Raw genomic sequence first — 19799 nt, 5'->3', positions numbered from 1 at the left:
TGGCTATGATCAAATCGAGTGTAACCATTGCATTAGTGCCCCAAATAAAAACCGGTCCCTGGATTTACTGGGAAGATCTGGAAGGAAGTATAGCCAAAGCCGCCAAGCTAGGTTTTGATGGCATAGAGTTATTCACCTCTTCAGCCAGTGCCATAGATTCAACCCATTTACAGGCTTTACTTGCTGACACCGGACTTGCCTTAGCAGCAGTAGGCACTGGCGCCGGAAAGGTAATTCATGGATTAACACTTACCGACCCTGATCCGCACATCCGCAAAGAAGCTATTTCTTTTATTACAGAGATGATTTCGTTTGGAGCTAATTTTGGTGCACCTGCCATCATCGGTTCTATGCAAGGAAATGTAACGTCTGGCCTGGCCAGAGAAAAGGTGTTAACATGGCTCGCCGAGGGATTAACCATACTAGGTAAACATGCGGAGGCAAACCAGGTGACACTGATCTATGAACCACTCAACCGCTATGAAACCAACCTGATAAATACATTAGAAGAGGGGGCATCTTTTATCAGTTCTCTACCGACTCACGCCATACGTTTACTCGCCGATTTATTTCACATGAATATTGAAGAAGCCTCCTTGCCAGAGAGTATCCGGAAAAACAGCCTGTTGATTGGGCATATTCACCTGGCAGATAGCAACCGGCGGCCAATGGGTATGGGGCATACAGGGATGCCAGCTATTGCCGCTGTCTTGCAAGAGGTCGGATACCAGGGATACCTTTCTGCTGAAGCCTTTCCCTGGCCTACCCCGGATGAGGCAGCCAAACAAACCATAGCATCTTTTAAGCAGCATTTTGGCAATAAATTATCCATGTAAACTGTAATTTAATTGTATACCCACCTTTATAATTGAAACCTATGAAAAGATTTTGCCTGGCCCTTGACCTGATAGACGACCCAGAACTAATCCGTGACTATGAAAAATGGCATCAACCCGGAAGTGCCTGGCCTGAAGTAACCAGACATGATGTGGAAGCAGGAATTACCAACATAGAAATTTACCGCACCGGTAACCGGATGTTTATGATTCTGGAAACCAACGATGATTTCACTTTTGAGAAAAAAGCAGCTATGGATGCTACCAACCCAAAAATAAAGGAATGGGAAGATCTGATGTGGAAATTTCAACAACCCTTACCTTGGGCAAAACCAGGCCAGAAATGGGTATTGATGGATAAAATTTTTCAACACAACCCTGATAAGTAAGCAAATCATGTGGCAGGATACGAAACAAGCCTATCGGGAAGAAGACACCCTTCTATAGCCTAATACCCGAATTTGGGTATCTATGATTATTTATTGCCAGCTACTTAAATAGCGACAAATAACGTTGCCAGAATAATACTATTTTAAAACCCAGCGGCTAGTTGGGTTTTTCTGCGTATACTCCCTATAGCGAAAGTTCTTTAGTAATTCCTACAAGCATTATTCATTATACCTACCTTTTGCTGCTACAAACTTAAAGCCATACCTTTCATTTTTCATCCTCGTAGCTCATTCATCTGCATTTAAGTAACTTAATTAACAGCCAATATTACTTCCGTAAGTAAAAAAGTCACACTTCATATTCCAACACAGACAGAATATATAATTTGTGCCATGCTACTAGCCTAAAAACAACCGCTGGCATATTTCCCCTAACTAGTTAAGAATAAAATCTATGCTCATTTCCTTACAGAAAAAAGCTGCATTGTGTATTTCCTTGTTGCTCCTATTATACTGCCAAGTACAGGCACAGGTAGAGCCAACCCAGTCAGACTCCTTGGATATTTATTCGATGAGTTTAGAAGAACTCACAAATTTAAAAGCAACCGGGGTATCCAGTGAACTTGAAGAGATGATTAATTCCTTAATTGGGGTAGCTTCTAAAAAAGCTGTTTCTGTGCGGAAATCACCCTCCATTATCTCCCTTATTACACAGGAAGAAATTTCCCGCTCTGGTGCCAGGGATTTACTGGACGTCCTCCGGCTGGTTCCCGGATTTGATTTTGGTGTAGATGTACAGGGTGTAATCGGAATAGGCATCCGCGGCAACTGGGCGCATGAAGGAAAAGCATTGTTGTTACTGGATGGCCAAGAGTTAAATGAAATACTCTATTCAACCATACAGCTTGGCAATAATTTTAACGTAGATCAGATTAAAAGAATAGAAATAATCCGGGGGCCAGGCTCGGCCATTTATGGAGGATATGCAGAATATGGCGTAATAAATATTATTACCAAAGACGTTGAAGACCTTCATGGCATTCAGGCATCGGCTACCTACAGCCACCTGGGCAATACCTATGGCAGACGGATTATTAATGTATCTGCTGGCAAAAAAACAAAAGATTTTGCTTTTACCCTATCTTCCTTTATAGGACAGGGAAGACGAAGCACCGGGGAGTACACCGATTTTGATGGCAATACCTATACGCTTACCAACAGCTCAGCCCTTAATCCTACCAATATAAATCTAGGCTTGAGCTACAAAAAGCTTAGTTTCCGAGGCATCTATGATAGTTATCAGACTACCAACCGGGATAATGTAGGACAAGTATACCAACTGGCCTATAACAACTTCAAAAGCTATTACGCAGACCTAAAATATGATCTGGAAGTAGGCAAAAAACTAACCATTACGCCCCGCATCAACTTTAAACATCAGATTCCCTGGCAATCGCCACCCTTGGCGGAAGGCAGTACAGATTTTAACATTGCAGCTGACCGCTACCGGGGAAGTCTTACAGCCTTATACGAGCCCAACCGCTACCTTAACCTGACCATAGGAAGTGAGTTTTTTAATGATAGAGCCAGAAACCGGATAGATTCTGTCGTGTTTGTGAATGGAGAACCTACAGTCGCTTACCGGAATACAGCTTTATTTGCTGAAGGCATCCTGAAAAACCGCTTGGTAAATGTAATTATCGGAGCCAGATATGACCAGAACAATTCGTATGGTTCTGCATTTGTGCCTAGAGTGGGCCTTACTAAAAAACTAGATAAAGCTAATTTTAAATTGCTTTATAGTTCTTCCTTTCGGGCACCGGGCATTGAAAACATTGAACTAAGCCTGGATGGAAACATTAAACCTGAAAAGACCCACGTCCTGGAATTTGAAGCAGGCTATCAGTTTACCAGTAAGATGCTGCTCACGGCAAACGTGTATGATATTACTACCTTTCATCCCATTGTGTATTTTGTAGATGAGGAAACGGCGGCTGAGGGCTATGCTAATTTTGCCAGAACCGGCACCAGAGGTATTGAACTGGAGTATAAAGTAAAAGACCAATGGGGATATATAAATTTAAACTATTCCTTTTATACAGCAGCTAATAAAAATCGCATAGATACTTATGCAGTTAGTGGACAGCCAAACCTGATGCTCGCTTTTGCCGGACACAAACTGAATGTAAACAGCAGTTTTATTTTGTATAAAGGCCTGAGTATAAATCCTTCCGGAACATTTATGAGCAAACGGTTCGGCTATGCCTACAATGCTGAAAGTAATAGTGGCATGCTGCAAAGTTTTGATCCGGTAGTATTGGCTAACCTGTTTGTACAATACGAAAACCTATGGGAAAAGCGGGTAACGGTAGGTGCAGGTGTGTACGATCTACTCAATAAGCAATTCCAATTTATTCAGCCGTATAACAGTGGCCATGCACCTCTGCCAGGGCCAGGAAGAGAATTTGTGTTAAAACTATCTTATTCTTTAAATTTTTAACAGAGCCTAGAAATGACATCCTTCCTGACATATACTTCCTTGTCTAGAAAATTACTTTTTATCCTGCTAAGCAGCATAATTATCACGCTGGTAATGCGGCCATCTTGCCATGCACAGGAAGTAAACGAGAAAATAGTGCCTGTTTTCATTTATAACTTTACCAAGTATATTGAGTGGCCTGTCAATACCGGATCTGAATTTATTATTGGCGTTGTAGGGAATACCTCTACCGAGCATTTTGATAAGATGTCTACTGCCAACCAAATGAAAGGACGCAAAATCATTATCAAGAAAATACATGATGCTTCCGAAATAGATAATTGCCAGGTAGTGTATATTCCTACCTCAGAGGCCGGGAAGCTCAAGCAATATGTAGAAGCTTGTAAAAACAAATCTATTTTGCTTGTTTCCTGCAAAGCCGGATTAATTCGCAAAGGAATAGATATTAACTTGTTTGTGGATGAAGAAGACAAAGGCAAAACCAAGTTTGAAATTAATAAAGGAAAAATAGAAAGCCAGGGCATGAAAATCAGCAAAGATTTATTGTCATTAGCCTATACCATTCTAGATTAACTAGATAACCTTCGTCTCCTTTCCCATACGTCTGTTTTAAAATCAGCTATATTCTCTGAGAAAAACTCTTTTTTAGCGGATATTCTTTTCAGGCACTTAAAACATTGCTATATTATCCCCTGCTCTGCTAAGCACAGTCAATCAGTATCCATATTCCTGTGCGCTTATCTAGCATACATTAATAGCTTAAACCTGATGAAAATAATATTTGTAATTGCTTTTGTTTGCCTATTGAATGCCTGTACTACCCATGAGAACAAATTCGGGGAGACTGAAATAACCAAATGGGCACATGGAAAAAAAGGAGCCATTTCTCTCACCTATGACGATGGGTCCATTAATCAGTTCCGGCAGGCCTTACCTATTATGAACCGGCTGAAATTACCTGCTACCTTTTTTATCATCACCGGGCATATTCCTGGTTCACAATATCAGGGCAAGTTTATTGGCAGGCCAGTGAAAGAAATTATTGCGGAAACAGCTACCACTCCTACCAATCAAGCAAACTTTTTTGAACGGGCCTCAGCTGTAGGGTTCCTCGGCTATGAAGGAACCGTAGAATACCATACCAGAGCTGGCAGCTTGTTTGAAGCAGGTAAAATGGAAGAAGCATACAAAACAATAGACGAAGGATACCAGAAGGTGCGAAAGGGAGAAATCAAACCCGGGCAAACCAACAAAAATGAAGTAGCCGAATCAGAGGATCTTACCTGGGACGATATCCGGAAATATGCTGCACAAGGGCACGAATTTGCCAGCCATACCGTTACGCATCCCCGCCTGGCTGTGCTGGACGAAGCTAACCTGCTATACGAGCTTGAAAAAAGCAAGGAAGATATTCTTAAACAATTAGGCCCGGCCTCTACTTTTTCAGCTGAAGGTCCCTATGGTACAGAGGATGAACGGGTAATGTCGTATGCCCATAAAATTTATCCGGCCTTGCGAAACCGTATGCCCGAACCATTTCTGGAAGAATTAAACAGGAGCAGCAAAATTCAGCCTGGCACGGCCGGCAAGGAATATGTGCAATGGCAACGAGGAGCACTCTCCAAAACTCCCATGGATTTAATGAAATCCTGGGTTGACACCGTGGCAGCACATGATAATATCTGGTTGGTGTTGGTTTTTCATGGGGTAGATGGCATTGGCTGGGAAGCTATTTCGCATGAAGTGCTCGATGAATATTTTCAGTATATTAAAAAGCAGGAAAATGAACTATGGGTAGCTACTTTTGCAGATGCAACAAAGTATATGCGTGAACGGATGAATGCGAAAGTAGCGCTTACCGAGCAAACCAATAAGCTTCTTGTAAACCTGACCCACTCTTTGGATAAAACTATGTATACCGTTCCTCTCACCTTAAAAACCTATGTGCCCGATAATTGGAATACTGCGCAGGTAAAACAAGGAGAAACTGAGCAAACAGTTTCTGTACAAAAGGATGCCAAAGGAAGCTATATTCTTTACCAGGCAACACCCAATGCACAGCCTGTAGAAGTAGCCGAAGCGCAAGGATAACCTAAGAGAAGATTATTATTCTAGCGTCTAGTGGGCAGTATTTTTACCTGCTCGTCCAGTTCTTTTTTCTGGTGTTGTATCTTTTCCTAGATAGCTAATCGATTTAAGGTGTAGCAAATAATTTTGTTGGCTATAGGCTCTCCTGTAGCAGCTTGAATATCTCCTAACTGAAGTTCGTATACATAGCCAGGCTTTAAACTCTCTAAGTCAAGAGATACCTTCCTGCGGTCTGCGGAGAGGCTGACATGGGTTACCGCTACTGCCTGCACATCCGACTGGTCAGAACCATATTTGGCATGGTAAGCATACCTATATCGTCGAAACTTATACGTATTGAGATCAGTAGCTGATTTTTCGTCTACTGGCTGAGTAAACGTTAACTCAAAGCCAGTGTTAGTTAGCTTCATGGTGTACACGTCCATTGGGGTTTTGCCGGTAAACACAATCCGCTGAATACCTCTATCTCCTGCCCAGCCATGGTCATTCTGCCCGACCCATAAGCTGCCATCCGGTGCAAAAGCCAGGCGATTGTTACCCTTCCGCAAACCTTGATCGTCAAGAAAAGGAATACAGGCTCCTTGCCACTGCCCCCCTACTTCTTCCAGCATTACCCGTACAATCCGCCCCTGGTTCATTTCACCTACAAATAACTGGCCGGCAAAAGGCCCAAACTTGCCCTGTGTTTTATCCCAGACCGGTTGTGTAGGCGAATTAGCCATAATGCCATGTGGAAAGAGCACACTGGCTTTTGTCCGCATCTGGTCCAGCTCAGCCACTGGCAATTTTAGCGGATTACCTTTATTCCAGCCTTTCTGCCACACCAGGCTGGAAGGATGCCCATAGAATTTACCCTCCTGAACATGATATAATGGACTTGTACCTACCCAGTCTCCCTGGTTATCGGTGGCAAATAAATTTCCTTGCAGATCGAAACCTAGTCCATTGGGGGACCGAAAGCCACTCGCATACGGCAGCAATGTTCCATCAGGGGTTAATTTCATAATCCATCCGCGGTAAGGAACCGGAGAAAACATTTGCCCTTTAAAACCAATCGTTAACGTATCGAGCCGCCCACGTACCTGTTTCCAGACACTTCCGTTGGGAGAAGCAGTATTAAATCCGACAAATAAATTTCCAGCCGTATCTTTTACCGGACCATAATTGTATTCGTGGTAATTGCCGGAAATGCCAAAATCATCGGTCACCTTCTCATATACATCGGCTTGCCCGTCGCCATCGGTATCTTTCACCCGTGTCAACTCCGGACGTTGCATAATTAACAGTTCCGTATTACTCACCACCAGTATGCCAAGCGGATCATGCAAGCCCTCTGCAAACAAGGTCCACTGCTTGGTTTTGGGATCATAAATGAGGATTTCTCCCCGGTGGAATCCGGCTACCAGGCGTCCATCCGGCAAAAATTCAATGGCTCCGGTTTCACTCACTAGCCCTTCTGGCATTTCTATAGATTCTACCCGGTATGAAGGCTCCGGATCTGAGGTAGGCAATGTGGCACCGGTGAATAGGGCTATAAAGGTTATGAAAAGTAGGTGTAATTTTCCTTTCATAAGCCTGGTTCCCCCTTCTTTTCCATATAAATGGTAAATGTTCTGGCCTGTTTTGGGGAGAGCTTTAATCTGTTATCTACCCATTTTCCACCAGACGACCTATAGACAACACCATCTCCGGGATGCGTAATAAACCATACAGTGCTTTTTACGTCAGGAATTCTAAAGGTACGGATCAGGCCATTCCCCTCCTGGGTAGGTTTTATTAACTCATACACATCTATGCCATCTACCTGGTAATGAAACTCCGGATACCGTTCACTTAATTTGTACCCGATAAACGCAACGTCAGGTTTACTATCCGTCTTTCCCATTTGTAAAGGGTACGCTGTTTTGTCCCGGAAAAAAATTGGACCGCCTGGCTTACCAAAGGTATCTCCCTTGCCTTGCCACTGGTCTGTATTGGCCAGAAATTCGCCTTGCCAGGCATACCGCAGATAACACGTACCTGCATCCCAGCAATACGATACCTTTTGTGGAAGGTGCACAGCAATAGTAGCCGGACTGGCATCCGGCATAAAAATACGGTAGAGATACGGGGCGGCCGGCTGATAGGGATGATAGGTTTGGAATGCTTGTGTGGTGTGTTCTGCATGAGAAACGCCAGAGTTAGCCTGTGAATCGGCTACTTTTCTACTTGGTGGAACATGCCTATCCATTTTTAGATCCGGCATAGGTTCGGTAGATACATACATGGCTCCGTACATGATGACTCCATGGCCGGGATAGGTACACACATAGGGGTAAACTCCTGTTGTTTGAGGAGCAGTAAAGGTGATAGATTGTGTTTGTTCTGGCAAAAGCACCGGAATATACCATAGCACGTTAGGAGAATCCGGCACATAGTCTTTCTTAGGGCCATTTTCTCCCAGGTTCATGGCTGCCTGTACGACCGCTTCTCTGGCCCCAGGCTCTGTAATCAGTAAGTTATGGCTCATGTCATCTTCGTTTGTTAAGACGAGCGTTACCCTGGTGCCAGGTTTCACCTGAAAACGTACCTGATCAAATTGTAAACCTGGAATAGCTTTTATGGCAATCAGTACCGCAGAATCCGCCTGCGAATAGGCTAATCCAAGACTATTAAATAGAAGTGAAACAAATAGAAAAAGCCGTTTGATTTTCAGCACCACATGCATGAGGAGTTAATTACTATTATCCTTTTACCGCTTCTGTCCAGGCCTGCGCCATCAGTTTGGCACCTGCCAGGGTTGTATGCACCCCATCATATGTCCAGTATTCCCTGGGAGCCGACTTGATGGCTTTGTCAAACACACGTTGATAAGGTATAAATACTGCGCCAAAGGTACTGGCAATATCCTGGGCAGCTTTCTGATAATCGTTGAACAGGGATTCCCAGATTTCATAATTCCCTTTTATGCCAGCCACGCCAAACGGTTCGCCGATAATTAGTTTTATATCCGGAAGTTTTTGTTTGGTCCGGTCTAGTAATGCCTTGTAATCGTCCTGATAAGTTTTTAGGGTGCCAGTGTATCCATTTCTTTTTACGTGCCAGTGGTCGTTTACCCCAATGAGTATGCTTAATACGGTGGGCTGTATAGCCAGGCAATCTTCCTCCCAGCGTTCGGCCAGCTGGTATACTTTGTTTCCACTTATCCCTCTGTTATAAATTTTCAGCTGCTTACCCGGATATTTATGGAGCAGTTCGGCAGCCGCCAGAAACGCATATCCAGAACCTAAGGCTGGGGCAGAATTAAAATGTTTCTCTTCCTTTTTCCTGCCAGCATCCGTTATGGAATCTCCCTGAAAAAGGATTGTATCATTGGTTGATAAGGTTACTTTATTCACTTTTTGTTCCTCAAACACGTCTTTTACCATGTCAGGAATACTGAGAGCCAGCACACTTCCCAGAGAAGCTGTTTTAATAAAACTTCGGCGGTTGCTCGTTTGTTTGTCTTCCATAAAGAATTAGGCTTGTAATATGCTGCCAGGATGCCAGCGAACACTTGGTAATTTATAAATTTCCGGTAAAAAATGCTTAACAATGCTACAACCGAAAGAATAACTCTGCCTTGCTGCAAGAAATTACTTTCTTAGTCAAAGGCTACCTTTTCATATATATCCATCAGACTCAGGTTGCCGGCAGATACCGTTATAGAGCAGCCCAGTTACGGTAATGTATATAGCCTTGACTTTAATTATTTACTATACAAAGCAGATGAATAGTAGTTAGTTTATAGCAACTTGTTGTGCCAGCAATTCCCTCACAAAGGCATCATCAATCAAATGCGGATACATGGCACACACCCGGTCTATCTCTTCCAGCTGGCCGGGAGACAGTTCTTCCATAGGGTTTAAGCACCACCTGCCTTCCAATAAGCCTTGCCTGCGCAATACTTCATGGATACCAGGAATACACCCGTGAAAATGATGGCTAGGATCAAAAATGGCTGCATTCATGTCAGTAACTTCGATGTTGCGGGTAAGCAGTTCAGCCATCCCGGCATTTCCATTATTCCGGCATTGTTTAATTTCTGCGAGAAGTTCTACGGCTTTTTTAGTCCAAACGGCCCAATGGCCCAGTAAGCCGCCGACAAACCCTTTTTCTATCTTTTGCCCACCGATAGTAAAACGGTAGGTAGTTAATAAATCTGCTACTATATTGTCATCATTTCCAGTGTATAAAGCAATATCATTTCTTCTGTCTGAAGCACACACCGCCCTCACGACATCCAGGGTCTGGTAGCGGTTGAAAGAAGCCACTTTGATGGCATAAATATTTGGAATATCGGCAAATGCCCGCCAGAAATCATAGGTAAATATGCGGCCGCCCACAGAGGGTTGCAGATAAAATCCAAATACTGGGATAACGTTGGCTACAGCTCTTACCCGCTCCAAGATCTGCTCTTCGCTCCAGCCTTGCAGGCCGCCCATGCTCAGCAGCCCCAGATCATAGCCATATGTTAATGCCAGATTAGCTTCTTTTAAGGCTTGCTGAGTGGGGCCAACAATGCCAGCTACTTTAATAAACGGACGGGTAATTTTGGACTGCTGAATCTCGTCAGCCGCTAGCTGCAATACCCGTTCATATAAATTAATTTTTGGATCTCTGATTTCGAACTGCGTTGTGTGTACTCCTACGGCCACGCCACCGGCTCCACTCGCCAGATAATACCTGGTAAGTCCGCGCTGCCGCTTTTCATCCAGCTGCCGCTGCTCATTAAGTGCCAGCGGATGTGCCGGTATGACGGTTCCCTGCTGTAGTAATGCGTTAATTTCCGGACATAAGGCTAGGTTGTTCATCTTAAAATTGACCGTTTCTTTCCTGAAAATGCGTAGGTTTATTAATAGTTTTTCCTCCTTGAGTAAGCCAGGCTATCGTGAGTTCTATCATTTGCCGCAGGGTTACTCTCGGATACCCAAACAAGCGATGTGCCTGCGAAGCATTACTCAGTAAGGCCGTAGGTTGCACCTGATTGATAAATACTGGTGTTTTTCCTAACAACTTGCCAAACTGCTCTGCCAGCCATTGTATAGAAACGGTTTCCGGGCCTGTTACATTCAGTAGTTTAGCTGGCACTTCGCAGTGTCTCAAAGCCCGGAGGGCTATCTCATTGGCATCTCCTTGCCATATTACATTTACATTGCCGGTGGTTAGATCTATAGGGCGCTGCTCGTTTACAGCTTTGGCTACTTCAAGTAATACCCCATACCGCAGATCAATGGCATAATTCAGCCGGTAGATCAGCGTAGGAATGTTATAGTGGGTGGAGAAATATTGAAAAACCCGCTCGCGGCCAAGGCAAGACTGCCCATACTCACCTATTGGGCCTGTGGGATGATCTTCCGAGGGGCCACCTGATGCCACGGATGTAAAAGGATAGACATTTCCGGTAGAAAAGGCTACAATTCTGGAATGTTTATACCGCTCAGCTACCCGGCCTGGCAAATAGGTATTCATAGCCCAGGTAAACGATTCTTTTCCGGTGGTACCGAATTTTGTTCCCGCGAGGTACAATACATTGGCAGCCTCTGGTACCTTTGCCAGCTCATCCTCGTTTAACAGATCTGCCGCGTGAGTTTCGATGCCTGCTGCTTCCAGCTCTTCCTGTAAGCCTTTTTCTGAAAAGCGGGAAACCCCAATGATCCGCTTATGTATGCCTGCTGCCTCTGCTGCCCGTTTGGCAAGTTTCGCCAGGCTCGGGCCCATCTTCCCTCCTACACCTAAAATGACTATATCGCCTGCTATCTCCCGCAAATCGTTTATCAAGGCCTGAGAGGGTTTTACTAACTCCTCTTCTAATTCACGTAAACTTTGCATCTATGAACGGTTATCATCTATTTAAAAAACAATTCTTTTACATTACTCAATGCCAGGGTAATGATGAGCAGCAAGCCCAGGCCACCAAAAACTTTTACAGCTACAGAGTTTTTCTGCGCACCCATAATGCCGGCATCGTTGGCAATAGCATACAGGGCAATGCCAATAAAAGGAACCAGAAAAATAGTAATACTCTGGGCAAATACAATTAATTGCAGTGGAAGTTTTCCAAATAAGATAGCAATGGTTGCTCCAATGATCATAACCAGGGCAATCAGGATTTTTACAGGTTTTGCATGTAAGCTACTGCCATACCCCAATGCATCGCCCAATAAGGTACCCCCTACGGTTGCATTGCCCACCAGAGAAGAGAAAGAGGCCCCAAATAAGCCGGTGAGAAATAAGGTAGAAGCATAACTGCCGAAAAGAGGCTCCAAGGCTTTGGCCATATCGGAAGCACTGCTAACTTTAATTCCTTGCCGGTTTAAAACAGCAGCTGCACAGATCATGACGATGGCACTCATTACTCCCAGGATGATAATGCCTGTTTTACTGCTATCGGTGGTTTGTTGGCTTCCAGGATTGGCTTTTATTCTTTCCTGCACCAGATACGATTGGTAAAAAGCACCTACAATGGAAAAACAGGAAGCAGTAAAGGCAATTACCAATCCCAGCGAACCAACAGGTAATGAAGGAACAAATCCACTGGCTACTCCGGCCAGGTCGGGCTCGGCTAAAAATAGGGTAGTGACAAAGGCAAAAAGCATTAAGCCCACCAAAAAAATCATGAGTTTTTCTAATACTTTATAAAAAGCCCTGAAAAAAAGAAGGCCAATTCCTACTATATTAAATAAAACAACCCATGTAGCAGGCGATGTATCATTTGCTTCTGCAATAGCAATACCCACACCGATCGAATTACCCGCCTGGAAAGAAGTAGTAACAAAAAAAACACCCAAGCCAATAGCCACCGCTGCCCCCCTACCCCATTTTTGCCGGATCGTACTTAGCAAAGATTGGCGGGTAGCCATGCCTATGCGGGCCGCCATAGCTGTAAAAATGACCATAAAAAAGATAGCCACCACCACTATCCATAATAAGGCATAGCCATATTCTGCCCCCAGTTTAGAAGTTATCGTCATTTTGCTGGGGCCAAATACGAGTGCAGCCGTAATAATGCCCGGTCCCAGCGATAGTAGCCATTGTTTTACCTGCGAAATAACCCCTCTTTCCTCATACGTTTTCTCTTCTGTAGGTATAGACGAATTTTTAATCGTTTTTGGCGTCATAGATTTACATTAAATGAAGGCAGCATTCAAGATAATGCTTCTGGTGTTCTGGTGAAATACTCCCAACCGAAAATATTCTGTCATCCAGGTATTCGCCTCTTCTAGAATCTATCATTCGGCAACAGGCAGCACATCTGCGTACAGGTTTTAACTACCTAAACCTAGCAACCTCATATATATAGGATTTCTACTTCGCCTTTTCATCTATTAAAATACTCCTGCCACCTGCACAAGTATTGCGCTTATCCAGGGGCAGGACTATTTAACCAAACCAATTATTAATAGGTAACCTTAAACATTCAAACAATGAAAAACTTCAGGCTTAGCCCAAACATCTGCCTTTAACTAGCTTAGGCAAGTATTTATTTACACAGGTAACATACCATGGCCGGTCTAGCACTTTCATTCTTGTGTCTGGCATGTAGTGGTTTATTGCATTACGCAAGCATGAAAAAATTTTGCTTAGCAGAATATAAGCTAACTGCAATTTTTAGCTCCGGTAACGTACACGAAATTTACAATAAAATTAACTACGATAAAAGACTTTTTAATATTTTTTAATTTCGATAGGAGTTTGATAGGCAAATGTTCGAGACTATATCGGCGAAATACTCAGCTGAAGCTATGTTGTAGAAGGTTAACGGATTTCAACAGCCCTGCACTATCTTTGTCAATAAAAAGAGTAGCCTGAGTATGTTTACGCAGGATGGTAGAAGGGTATTTTTCATTGATTTGCTCAGTTAATGTGTAGTGTACGGCCTGTGCTTTAGTAGGTCCTGGCACCATGCAATACACCGTAGTTGCCTGCATTAATGCCGGAATGGTTAAGGTTAAAGCAAAAGCAGGCACCTCTTTAAACGCATGAAAACATCCGTCATTGACTTGTTGCTGTCGGCATGCATTGTCCAGGTTTACTTCCTTTACCAACCTGGGATCTTCGAACCTGGCTACATGCGGATCATTAAAGGCAATGTGGCAATTTTCCCCGATCCCCATGCACACAATATCTGTCGGATAGTTCATTAGCAGCGCAGCATAACGGTTGCATTCCGCTTGTATATCAGTGGCATTTCCATTCAGGTAATGAACAGACCTAAGCGGAACCCTAGAAAAAAACCTCTCTTTCAGGAACGTACCGAAATTTTGGGGAGCATCAGCCGGTAAACCTATGTATTCATCCATATGAAAAGCATTTACCCGGCTCCAGTCAATCTCCTTTTCCTTAGCTAAAGCAGCCAGAAATTCATTTTGGGAAGGAGCTGCTGCAAATATGATGTTTACTGATTCTTGCTTTTCCAGTAGTTCTTTAATCTTCTCTCCTACCTCACTGGCCGCAGCGTTGCCCATTAAAAGCCTGTTTTCGAAAATCTTTACCTCCAGCTTGTCTTTCTTCATCTGATCATGCATGTTAAAATAAATGGTTATAAAACTTTCGGTTGAGAAGTATACCTCACACTAGTAAAAATTGCCGGTTATAGACTACGTTTCCATTCACCATGGTTAGCTCTATCTGAATATTCTCATCAAAAATGACAATATCTGCATCTTTGCCTGCCACCAGGGAGCCTTTCTTTTTATCCACGCCCATAATTCTGGCAGGCGTAGTGGTAATCATTTGTACAGCTTCAAGTAAGGGCACCCCTGCCATCCGGATCATATTGCGAACAAGGCGGTCGGCAGTAGCTACACTGCCAGCAAACGAGGTACGGTCTGGTAATTTTGCCACACCATCTTCTACAATTACTTTCAATCCGTTTTTGATTGGACCCAGAATGCTTTCGCCGGGAGGCATACCAGCAGCCCGCATGGCATCGGTAACTAAGGCTGTCCGGCCCGATCCTTTAATCTTATAGACGAGTTTTAACAGGGGTGCCGACAGATGTATACCATCGGCTATGATTTCCACATCCATTTCATCAATCAGGTAAGCTGCCTCAATGGTGCCGGCATAGCGGAAAGCATTTCGCCTGGTTACCCCAGACATAGCCGAGTATAAATGCGTGGCCAGACTATAGCCATGCTCAAAAGCTTCCAATACTTCTTCATAAATAGCGTCTGTATGGGCTACAGCGGCCAGTACGCCTTTAGAACGAAGGTATTTGCCAAATTCAATGGCTCCATCCAGCTCAGGGGCGGCACTCCAGCGCAAGATGGAAGAAGACTTTGCCAGCACTTCCTGATACTCTGCCGGATCTGGTTTGCGGATGTAACGTGGGTCCTGGGCGCCCCGCTGATTCATGGCAAAATACGGACCTTCCAGGTGCATACCCAGGAGATGGGCACCTTTGGTATTGTTCCTGTTAGCTTGCTCGTATATGTTGAGTGTTTGCAGCAGGTTTTCTTTTTCACTGGTAAGGGTGGTAGGCACCATGGAAGTAGTGCCATGTTGGGCATGGATTTCGGCTATTTTCAGAAATGCTTCTTCGCTGCCATCCATAAAGTCGTAGCCGCCACCCCCATGAATATGTATATCCATAAAGCCAGGCGCAATGTATTTGCCACCAGCATCTATTTCAAACGCATGGGGCACTTCTATCTCTCCTCCGCTTACCTCAATGATGGTATTACCAGAAATAACTACCGTTCCGCCCTCGATGATGCGGTATGGGGTAAGTATTTTGCCATTATGTATCTTTATGTAGGTAGGTTGCATGGTTTGCTGGCTAATGTAATTTTATAATTTCCACCTTCTTACCTGGTGCCCATAGAATGCATAATACACCAGGTACAGATAGCAAGGAAAAAGCACCCAATAGGCAGTTCGCACATCATATAAATCGGCTACATATCCATAAGCAAGTGGCATCAGGGCATTGCCACACAAACCCATAATTAAGATAGAAGCCCCTAATTTGGTAAAACGGCCCAGACTATCTAGCGCTAGTGGCCAAATACCTGCCCATATCAGAGAATTAGGCAGGCCAAGCAGCACTACAAACCAGATAGAAACATCCGTTTGATGTCCCAGCAAGTTTACTGATCCGCTGGTGAGAATAATCATCAGTGTAAAGAATGTTCCGAGCAGTGCACAGATACGAAATACATTTACCTGCCGGATGTATTTTGGAATAGTAACAATGCCTAGTAGATAGCCACAAATAGTAACAAACAAAGTATACGACGGAAATACTTTGGCTTCCAGCAAATCTATACCCATCGAGTTGGCATAGCCAATAATGGTATCGATAGCTATTACCTGGGTGCCCACATGCAGAAAAATAGCCAGTGCTCCCAGAATTAAATGAGGGAACTGGAAGATACTGGATTTTCCGGCATTGGCCGTAGCCAGCTTCTCATCTTCCTGTTCGGTATTAATTTCCGGCAAGGGAGATTTATACACCAGTATTCCCAGTACAAAAAGAAAAGTGCCAACCGTTGCATAGGGAGGAATCACTCTGCGGATAAGTTCATCTAATGCGGCACCTCTTTCCATTTCACTCATGGTAGCTAATTCCTTAAACAACTCAGTATCGGTTGGCCGGAGGATAACCGCGGCAAATAGAATAGGCGCCAGAATTCCGGCTGCTTTGTTGCAAATGCCCATCATACTGATTCGTTGAGCCGCCCGTTCTTTGGGGCCCAGAATGGTAATATAGGGGTTTGCCGCTGTTTGCAAGATGGCTAACCCTACGCCAATCGTAAATAAGCCAAGTAAAAAGATTTCATAGGTACGTACAAGCGCCGCCGGAACGAAAATAAATGCCCCCAAGGCCATAGCCCAGAAGCCAAGCATCATGCCTTTTTTAAAACCTACTTTTTTCAGCAGGTAAGAAGCAGGCACCGACATAATAAAATAAGAAATATAGAAAGCAAAAGCCACCAGGTATGATTGAAAACTGGTGAGTTCGCAGGCAATCTTAAAATAGGGAATCAGAATGGCGTTTACCCAGGAAATAAATCCAAAAATAAAAAACAACACACCAATAATCAGGATAGAAACGACCGTATCCCGTTTATTTAAGGTTTGTACATCGACAACGGCTGCTGAGTGGCTCATGAAAAAGTTGTTTTTAAAACAAAGGACTACTTCCCACAAAAGGGTACTGACGAATCACAATTGATGACTGATTATATCAAATTCCTGCAATCCATAGTCATTCGTCAGTAATCCATTACACGGTGGGTTCCCAGCCCTGATGGTAGTCTCTTTTCCAGTATTGTAATGCACCAGGATTATCTTTGATATGGCCATTACTTGCATCAATATTCAACGTACCACCTGAACGCAGGGCAATGTTACCCAGCTGACAAAGCAACGTGCTCTGGTGACCACCCACTATTTCAGCATTCAAGGCTGTTCCTTTGCTGATAGCTTCAAAGAAGTTTTGAATATGCAACGCATCCAGCAACTGGGAAGGGTTAGTCCGGTCGAGGGCATTCACTTCTATATCATTCTTTACATCTTTTACTACCTTATTGTCGAGATCAAAAATCTTGTAGGAATTTCCGCCATCCAGTAGCATGGAACCATTTTCTGCATAAAACATCACCCCTGCACTGCTTCCTTCCACAGTTCTGCCATTGCAGCTTCTTCCCTCCCAGGTCATGGCCGTATTATTGGCAAACTCCAGGTTGATCACCTGCGTATCCGGGGTTTCCCAGTCATCTTTATAGCGGTAGCGCCCTCCGGAAGAAGTAACACGCGTAGGATATTCCACACCCAGGCCCCAGCGCATTAAATCCACCATATGTGTCCCATTATTTAATGCCTCGCCGGTACCCCAGTTCCAGAACCAATGCCAGTTGTAGTGCACCACATTGTCCTTATACGGCATACGGGGTGCCGGCCCCTGCCACAGCTCATAATCCAGCCAGGTGGGTACGGCTGCTTCCTTCCCTGTTCCGATAGAAGCCCGGTTGTTGGTATACCAGCCTTTGGCAAAATACGGGCGACCAATGACACCGCTTTTCAACTCAGCAATGGCTTCCATGACTTTAGGCCATGAGCGCCGCTGGTTACCCATCTGGATTACATTTTTGTATTTACTGGCCGTAGCCACCAGTATTTCGCCTTCGTTAGGATTGTGGCTGCAAGGCTTTTCCAGGTATACATGCTTGCCAGCTTTGGAGGCAATAATGGCTGCCGGAGCATGCCAGTGATCAGGAGCAGCAATAACTAATGCATCTACATTTTTATCTTCCAGAGCTTTTCTGAAATCTTTCTGGGCTTTCGGCTTTTTCTTCTGAATGCTTTCTACACTCGCTATACATTTTTCCGCAGCTCTGGAATCTACATCAGAAATATACGCTACTTCGCAATTAGGCTGTGAAGCAAAGTTGTTGGATAGTGCCAGACCCCGGCTATTTACGCCCATCACAACTACCCGTATTTTCTCATTGGCTTTCCAGATGCTGCCATAACTTTTTGCTGTAAAAGCTGGCAAAATGCCACCTACGGATAAGGCAGCAGCCCCGGCGACTGTTTTTTTGATAAAACTCCTGCGGGAATCATTCATGGTTGTCATAATTGGTATAGGTTAATTTGTTAAGATCTTCACTTTACTAGTCATTACCTTCAGGAAGCATGAGCTTATTCACGCTTTTCTTGCTTTATTAAAAAGAAAGTAGCCATCTTGCCATACTCGTAATCCTGTAACATGTTTCAGAAAATATATCAGCTGACTAATCGATCATTGAGTGTAAGGAAATGTACAAAAAACCTGTCAAATGTGTAATCCTAAGAGGGGTTATCTTTATAGTGGAAGCCATTATTGCAGGCTGCTGCCAGAAGAAGCCCAGGATTTACTTTCGTTTATTGTTTTTTGCTTTCTCTAACACACTGGCCAGGGTTACTGAGGCCCCGTTTTTGCGTTTGCTCTCATCAGCTGCTTCCATAAAGGCAAATATTTCCAGGGTTTCTTCCGGGCTTACCGGTACCTGGCCTGTTTGAAAATAGGTAATAATATTTTCCAGCAAAGGCTCATACCCAGCATACGGCCCTAATACAATATTTCCATTTTCTCCATACACGGTTCCTCCGTATTCATGCTTGCCGGTACGGGTTCCACGGAAAGTGCCTACCCGGCCATCTTCCCAGGTGCCAATTACCACATCGGTGCCTTCGGTATGCACCCTAACTACACTTTTGCATCCTCTGCCCATCACAGTAAATAAGGTTTCTACCCCATGAACGCCATACCAGAACAAATCCGGGTGTGTTTTTTCAATGGTAGCCGGGCTAAAGGTATCGGCACCCAAAACCTTGCTTTTATCCAGGCCTTCAACCCCTTTAATGTAGCGTAAAGAAGAAGCAGAAAACACCGGGATGTTATATTTTTTAGAGGCATCGTAAATGGCTACAGCATCAGCCAATGATCCGGCAACCGGTTTGTCTATAAACATCCGCTTACCGGCCTTAAACACCTGTAAGGCTTGCTCCAGGTGCAGACGTCCGTCGTTGGTTTCCAGCAGCACTACATCTACCTTATCAAGCAGTTCTTTAATGGAACCTACTATTTCTACCTTATACGTTTTTATTTCTTCAATATAATCAGGAATCCGTTTTGTACTGGATTCTATGTCTTTACTGCCATAGGGATAGGCGGCTACCACTTTATAATTTCCAAACTGTGGCCCGGCATCTTGTGCATTCAATACTTTAGTAAACGCAATACTATGGGAAGTATCCAGGCCGATAATGCCTACCCTTTTTCCGGCATCTGCTTTTCCGGCTGCCGGCAGATTTCCGCTTAGCCCTAAACCAATACCTGTGGCTGCCATGGCTTTTAAAAAGTTTCTTCGATTATGCGTCTGTTTCATATGCTTATTATACCCTTGTAAATCAGATGGGTAATCGTAAATGTATACTATGTACAAACTTATTCGGGTACGTACCCGAAAGTAGGCA

At 44.0% G+C, this 19799-nt stretch carries 16 protein-coding genes; 5 read left to right on the top strand and 11 right to left on the bottom strand.

The window, feature by feature from the left end; translation table 11 throughout:
* Nucleotides 1-5: 5 nt before the first annotated feature.
* From Q0590_RS31815 to Q0590_RS31795, 5 genes are all read left to right on the top strand, one after another.
* The gene (locus Q0590_RS31815) at nucleotides 6-836 is read left to right on the top strand and encodes a sugar phosphate isomerase/epimerase family protein (protein WP_302041704.1); all 831 of its coding nucleotides are present in this window, start codon (nucleotides 6-8) and stop codon (nucleotides 834-836) included.
* A 41-nt stretch (nucleotides 837-877) separates the two neighbouring features.
* A complete protein-coding gene (locus Q0590_RS31810; protein ID WP_302041703.1) occupies nucleotides 878-1225 on the top strand; it encodes an L-rhamnose mutarotase in 348 nt (115 codons plus the stop codon).
* Nucleotides 1226-1679: 454 nt separating this feature from the next.
* Nucleotides 1680-3725: a TonB-dependent receptor plug domain-containing protein gene (locus tag Q0590_RS31805; protein WP_302041702.1), complete on the top strand. Its 2046-nt coding sequence runs from the start codon at nucleotides 1680-1682 to the stop codon at nucleotides 3723-3725.
* Between the two features lie 12 nt (nucleotides 3726-3737).
* Nucleotides 3738-4298 (top strand): YfiR family protein, encoded by a 561-nt coding sequence (locus tag Q0590_RS31800; RefSeq protein ID WP_302041701.1) that lies wholly within the window; start codon nucleotides 3738-3740, stop codon nucleotides 4296-4298.
* Nucleotides 4299-4493: 195 nt separating this feature from the next.
* Nucleotides 4494-5816: a polysaccharide deacetylase family protein gene (locus Q0590_RS31795; protein WP_302041700.1), complete on the top strand. Its 1323-nt coding sequence runs from the start codon at nucleotides 4494-4496 to the stop codon at nucleotides 5814-5816.
* Between the two features lie 86 nt (nucleotides 5817-5902).
* Here Q0590_RS31795 and Q0590_RS31790 read toward each other — a convergent pair whose 3' ends face one another.
* The 11 genes from Q0590_RS31790 to Q0590_RS31740 form a co-directional block, all read right to left on the bottom strand.
* Complete coding sequence (locus Q0590_RS31790) at nucleotides 5903-7384, bottom strand: PQQ-dependent sugar dehydrogenase (protein WP_302041699.1); 1482 nt, start codon at nucleotides 7382-7384, stop codon at nucleotides 5903-5905.
* Nucleotides 7381-8514 (bottom strand): plastocyanin/azurin family copper-binding protein, encoded by a 1134-nt coding sequence (locus Q0590_RS31785; RefSeq protein ID WP_302041698.1) that lies wholly within the window; start codon nucleotides 8512-8514, stop codon nucleotides 7381-7383. Before Q0590_RS31785 ends, Q0590_RS31790 begins: the two co-directional genes overlap by 4 nt.
* A 22-nt stretch (nucleotides 8515-8536) precedes the next feature.
* On the bottom strand, nucleotides 8537-9304 hold the full coding sequence (locus Q0590_RS31780; RefSeq protein ID WP_302041697.1) for an SGNH/GDSL hydrolase family protein: 768 nt from the start codon (nucleotides 9302-9304) through the stop codon (nucleotides 8537-8539).
* Nucleotides 9305-9571: 267 nt separating this feature from the next.
* A complete protein-coding gene (locus Q0590_RS31775) occupies nucleotides 9572-10645 on the bottom strand; it encodes a dihydrodipicolinate synthase family protein (protein ID WP_302041696.1) in 1074 nt (357 codons plus the stop codon).
* 1 nt (nucleotide 10646) lies between these two features.
* A complete protein-coding gene (locus Q0590_RS31770; RefSeq protein ID WP_302041695.1) occupies nucleotides 10647-11663 on the bottom strand; it encodes an NAD-dependent epimerase/dehydratase family protein in 1017 nt (338 codons plus the stop codon).
* A gap of 17 nt (nucleotides 11664-11680) precedes the next feature.
* Nucleotides 11681-12952, bottom strand: a complete 1272-nt coding sequence (locus Q0590_RS31765) for an Nramp family divalent metal transporter (protein WP_302041694.1) — start codon at nucleotides 12950-12952, stop codon at nucleotides 11681-11683.
* Between the two features lie 612 nt (nucleotides 12953-13564).
* Nucleotides 13565-14359 (bottom strand): glucosamine-6-phosphate deaminase, encoded by a 795-nt coding sequence (locus Q0590_RS31760; RefSeq protein ID WP_302041693.1) that lies wholly within the window; start codon nucleotides 14357-14359, stop codon nucleotides 13565-13567.
* A gap of 43 nt (nucleotides 14360-14402) precedes the next feature.
* Complete coding sequence (gene nagA / locus Q0590_RS31755) at nucleotides 14403-15605, bottom strand: N-acetylglucosamine-6-phosphate deacetylase (protein ID WP_302041692.1); 1203 nt, start codon at nucleotides 15603-15605, stop codon at nucleotides 14403-14405.
* Nucleotides 15606-15626: 21 nt separating this feature from the next.
* Complete coding sequence (locus tag Q0590_RS31750; RefSeq protein ID WP_302041691.1) at nucleotides 15627-16949, bottom strand: sugar MFS transporter; 1323 nt, start codon at nucleotides 16947-16949, stop codon at nucleotides 15627-15629.
* A gap of 115 nt (nucleotides 16950-17064) precedes the next feature.
* Nucleotides 17065-18417 carry a Gfo/Idh/MocA family oxidoreductase gene (locus tag Q0590_RS31745; protein WP_302041690.1) on the bottom strand — a complete coding sequence of 451 codons (1353 nt, stop codon included), beginning with the start codon at nucleotides 18415-18417 and terminating at the stop codon, nucleotides 17065-17067.
* Nucleotides 18418-18694: 277 nt separating this feature from the next.
* Nucleotides 18695-19711 (bottom strand): Gfo/Idh/MocA family oxidoreductase, encoded by a 1017-nt coding sequence (locus tag Q0590_RS31740; protein ID WP_302041689.1) that lies wholly within the window; start codon nucleotides 19709-19711, stop codon nucleotides 18695-18697.
* Between the last annotated feature and the right edge of the window lie 88 nt (nucleotides 19712-19799).

This window comes from Rhodocytophaga aerolata (assembly GCF_030503435.1).
GTDB lineage: Bacteria > Bacteroidota > Bacteroidia > Cytophagales > 172606-1 > Rhodocytophaga > Rhodocytophaga aerolata.
The sequence above is the reverse complement of the archived record's forward strand: the minus strand, read 5'-3'. Positions and strand labels throughout refer to the sequence as shown.

Bases quoted from the DNA above. Each gene is read 5' to 3' on its own strand.
- Q0590_RS31795 (WP_302041700.1), top strand. From the start codon at position 4,494: ATGAAAATAATATTTGTAATTGCTTTTGTTTGCCTATTGAATGCCTGT.
- nagA (WP_302041692.1), bottom strand. From the start codon at position 15,605: ATGCAACCTACCTACATAAAGATACATAATGGCAAAATACTTACCCCA.
- Q0590_RS31810 (WP_302041703.1), top strand. From the start codon at position 878: ATGAAAAGATTTTGCCTGGCCCTTGACCTGATAGACGACCCAGAACTA.
- Q0590_RS31770 (WP_302041695.1), bottom strand. From the start codon at position 11,663: ATGCAAAGTTTACGTGAATTAGAAGAGGAGTTAGTAAAACCCTCTCAG.
- Q0590_RS31740 (WP_302041689.1), bottom strand. From the start codon at position 19,711: ATGAAACAGACGCATAATCGAAGAAACTTTTTAAAAGCCATGGCAGCC.
- Q0590_RS31760 (WP_302041693.1), bottom strand. From the start codon at position 14,359: ATGCATGATCAGATGAAGAAAGACAAGCTGGAGGTAAAGATTTTCGAA.
- Q0590_RS31745 (WP_302041690.1), bottom strand. From the start codon at position 18,417: ATGACAACCATGAATGATTCCCGCAGGAGTTTTATCAAAAAAACAGTC.
- Q0590_RS31750 (WP_302041691.1), bottom strand. From the start codon at position 16,949: ATGAGCCACTCAGCAGCCGTTGTCGATGTACAAACCTTAAATAAACGG.
- Q0590_RS31775 (WP_302041696.1), bottom strand. From the start codon at position 10,645: ATGAACAACCTAGCCTTATGTCCGGAAATTAACGCATTACTACAGCAG.
- Q0590_RS31780 (WP_302041697.1), bottom strand. From the start codon at position 9,304: ATGGAAGACAAACAAACGAGCAACCGCCGAAGTTTTATTAAAACAGCT.
- Q0590_RS31765 (WP_302041694.1), bottom strand. From the start codon at position 12,952: ATGACGCCAAAAACGATTAAAAATTCGTCTATACCTACAGAAGAGAAA.
- Q0590_RS31800 (WP_302041701.1), top strand. From the start codon at position 3,738: ATGACATCCTTCCTGACATATACTTCCTTGTCTAGAAAATTACTTTTT.
- Q0590_RS31790 (WP_302041699.1), bottom strand. From the start codon at position 7,384: ATGAAAGGAAAATTACACCTACTTTTCATAACCTTTATAGCCCTATTC.
- Q0590_RS31805 (WP_302041702.1), top strand. From the start codon at position 1,680: ATGCTCATTTCCTTACAGAAAAAAGCTGCATTGTGTATTTCCTTGTTG.
- Q0590_RS31815 (WP_302041704.1), top strand. From the start codon at position 6: ATGATCAAATCGAGTGTAACCATTGCATTAGTGCCCCAAATAAAAACC.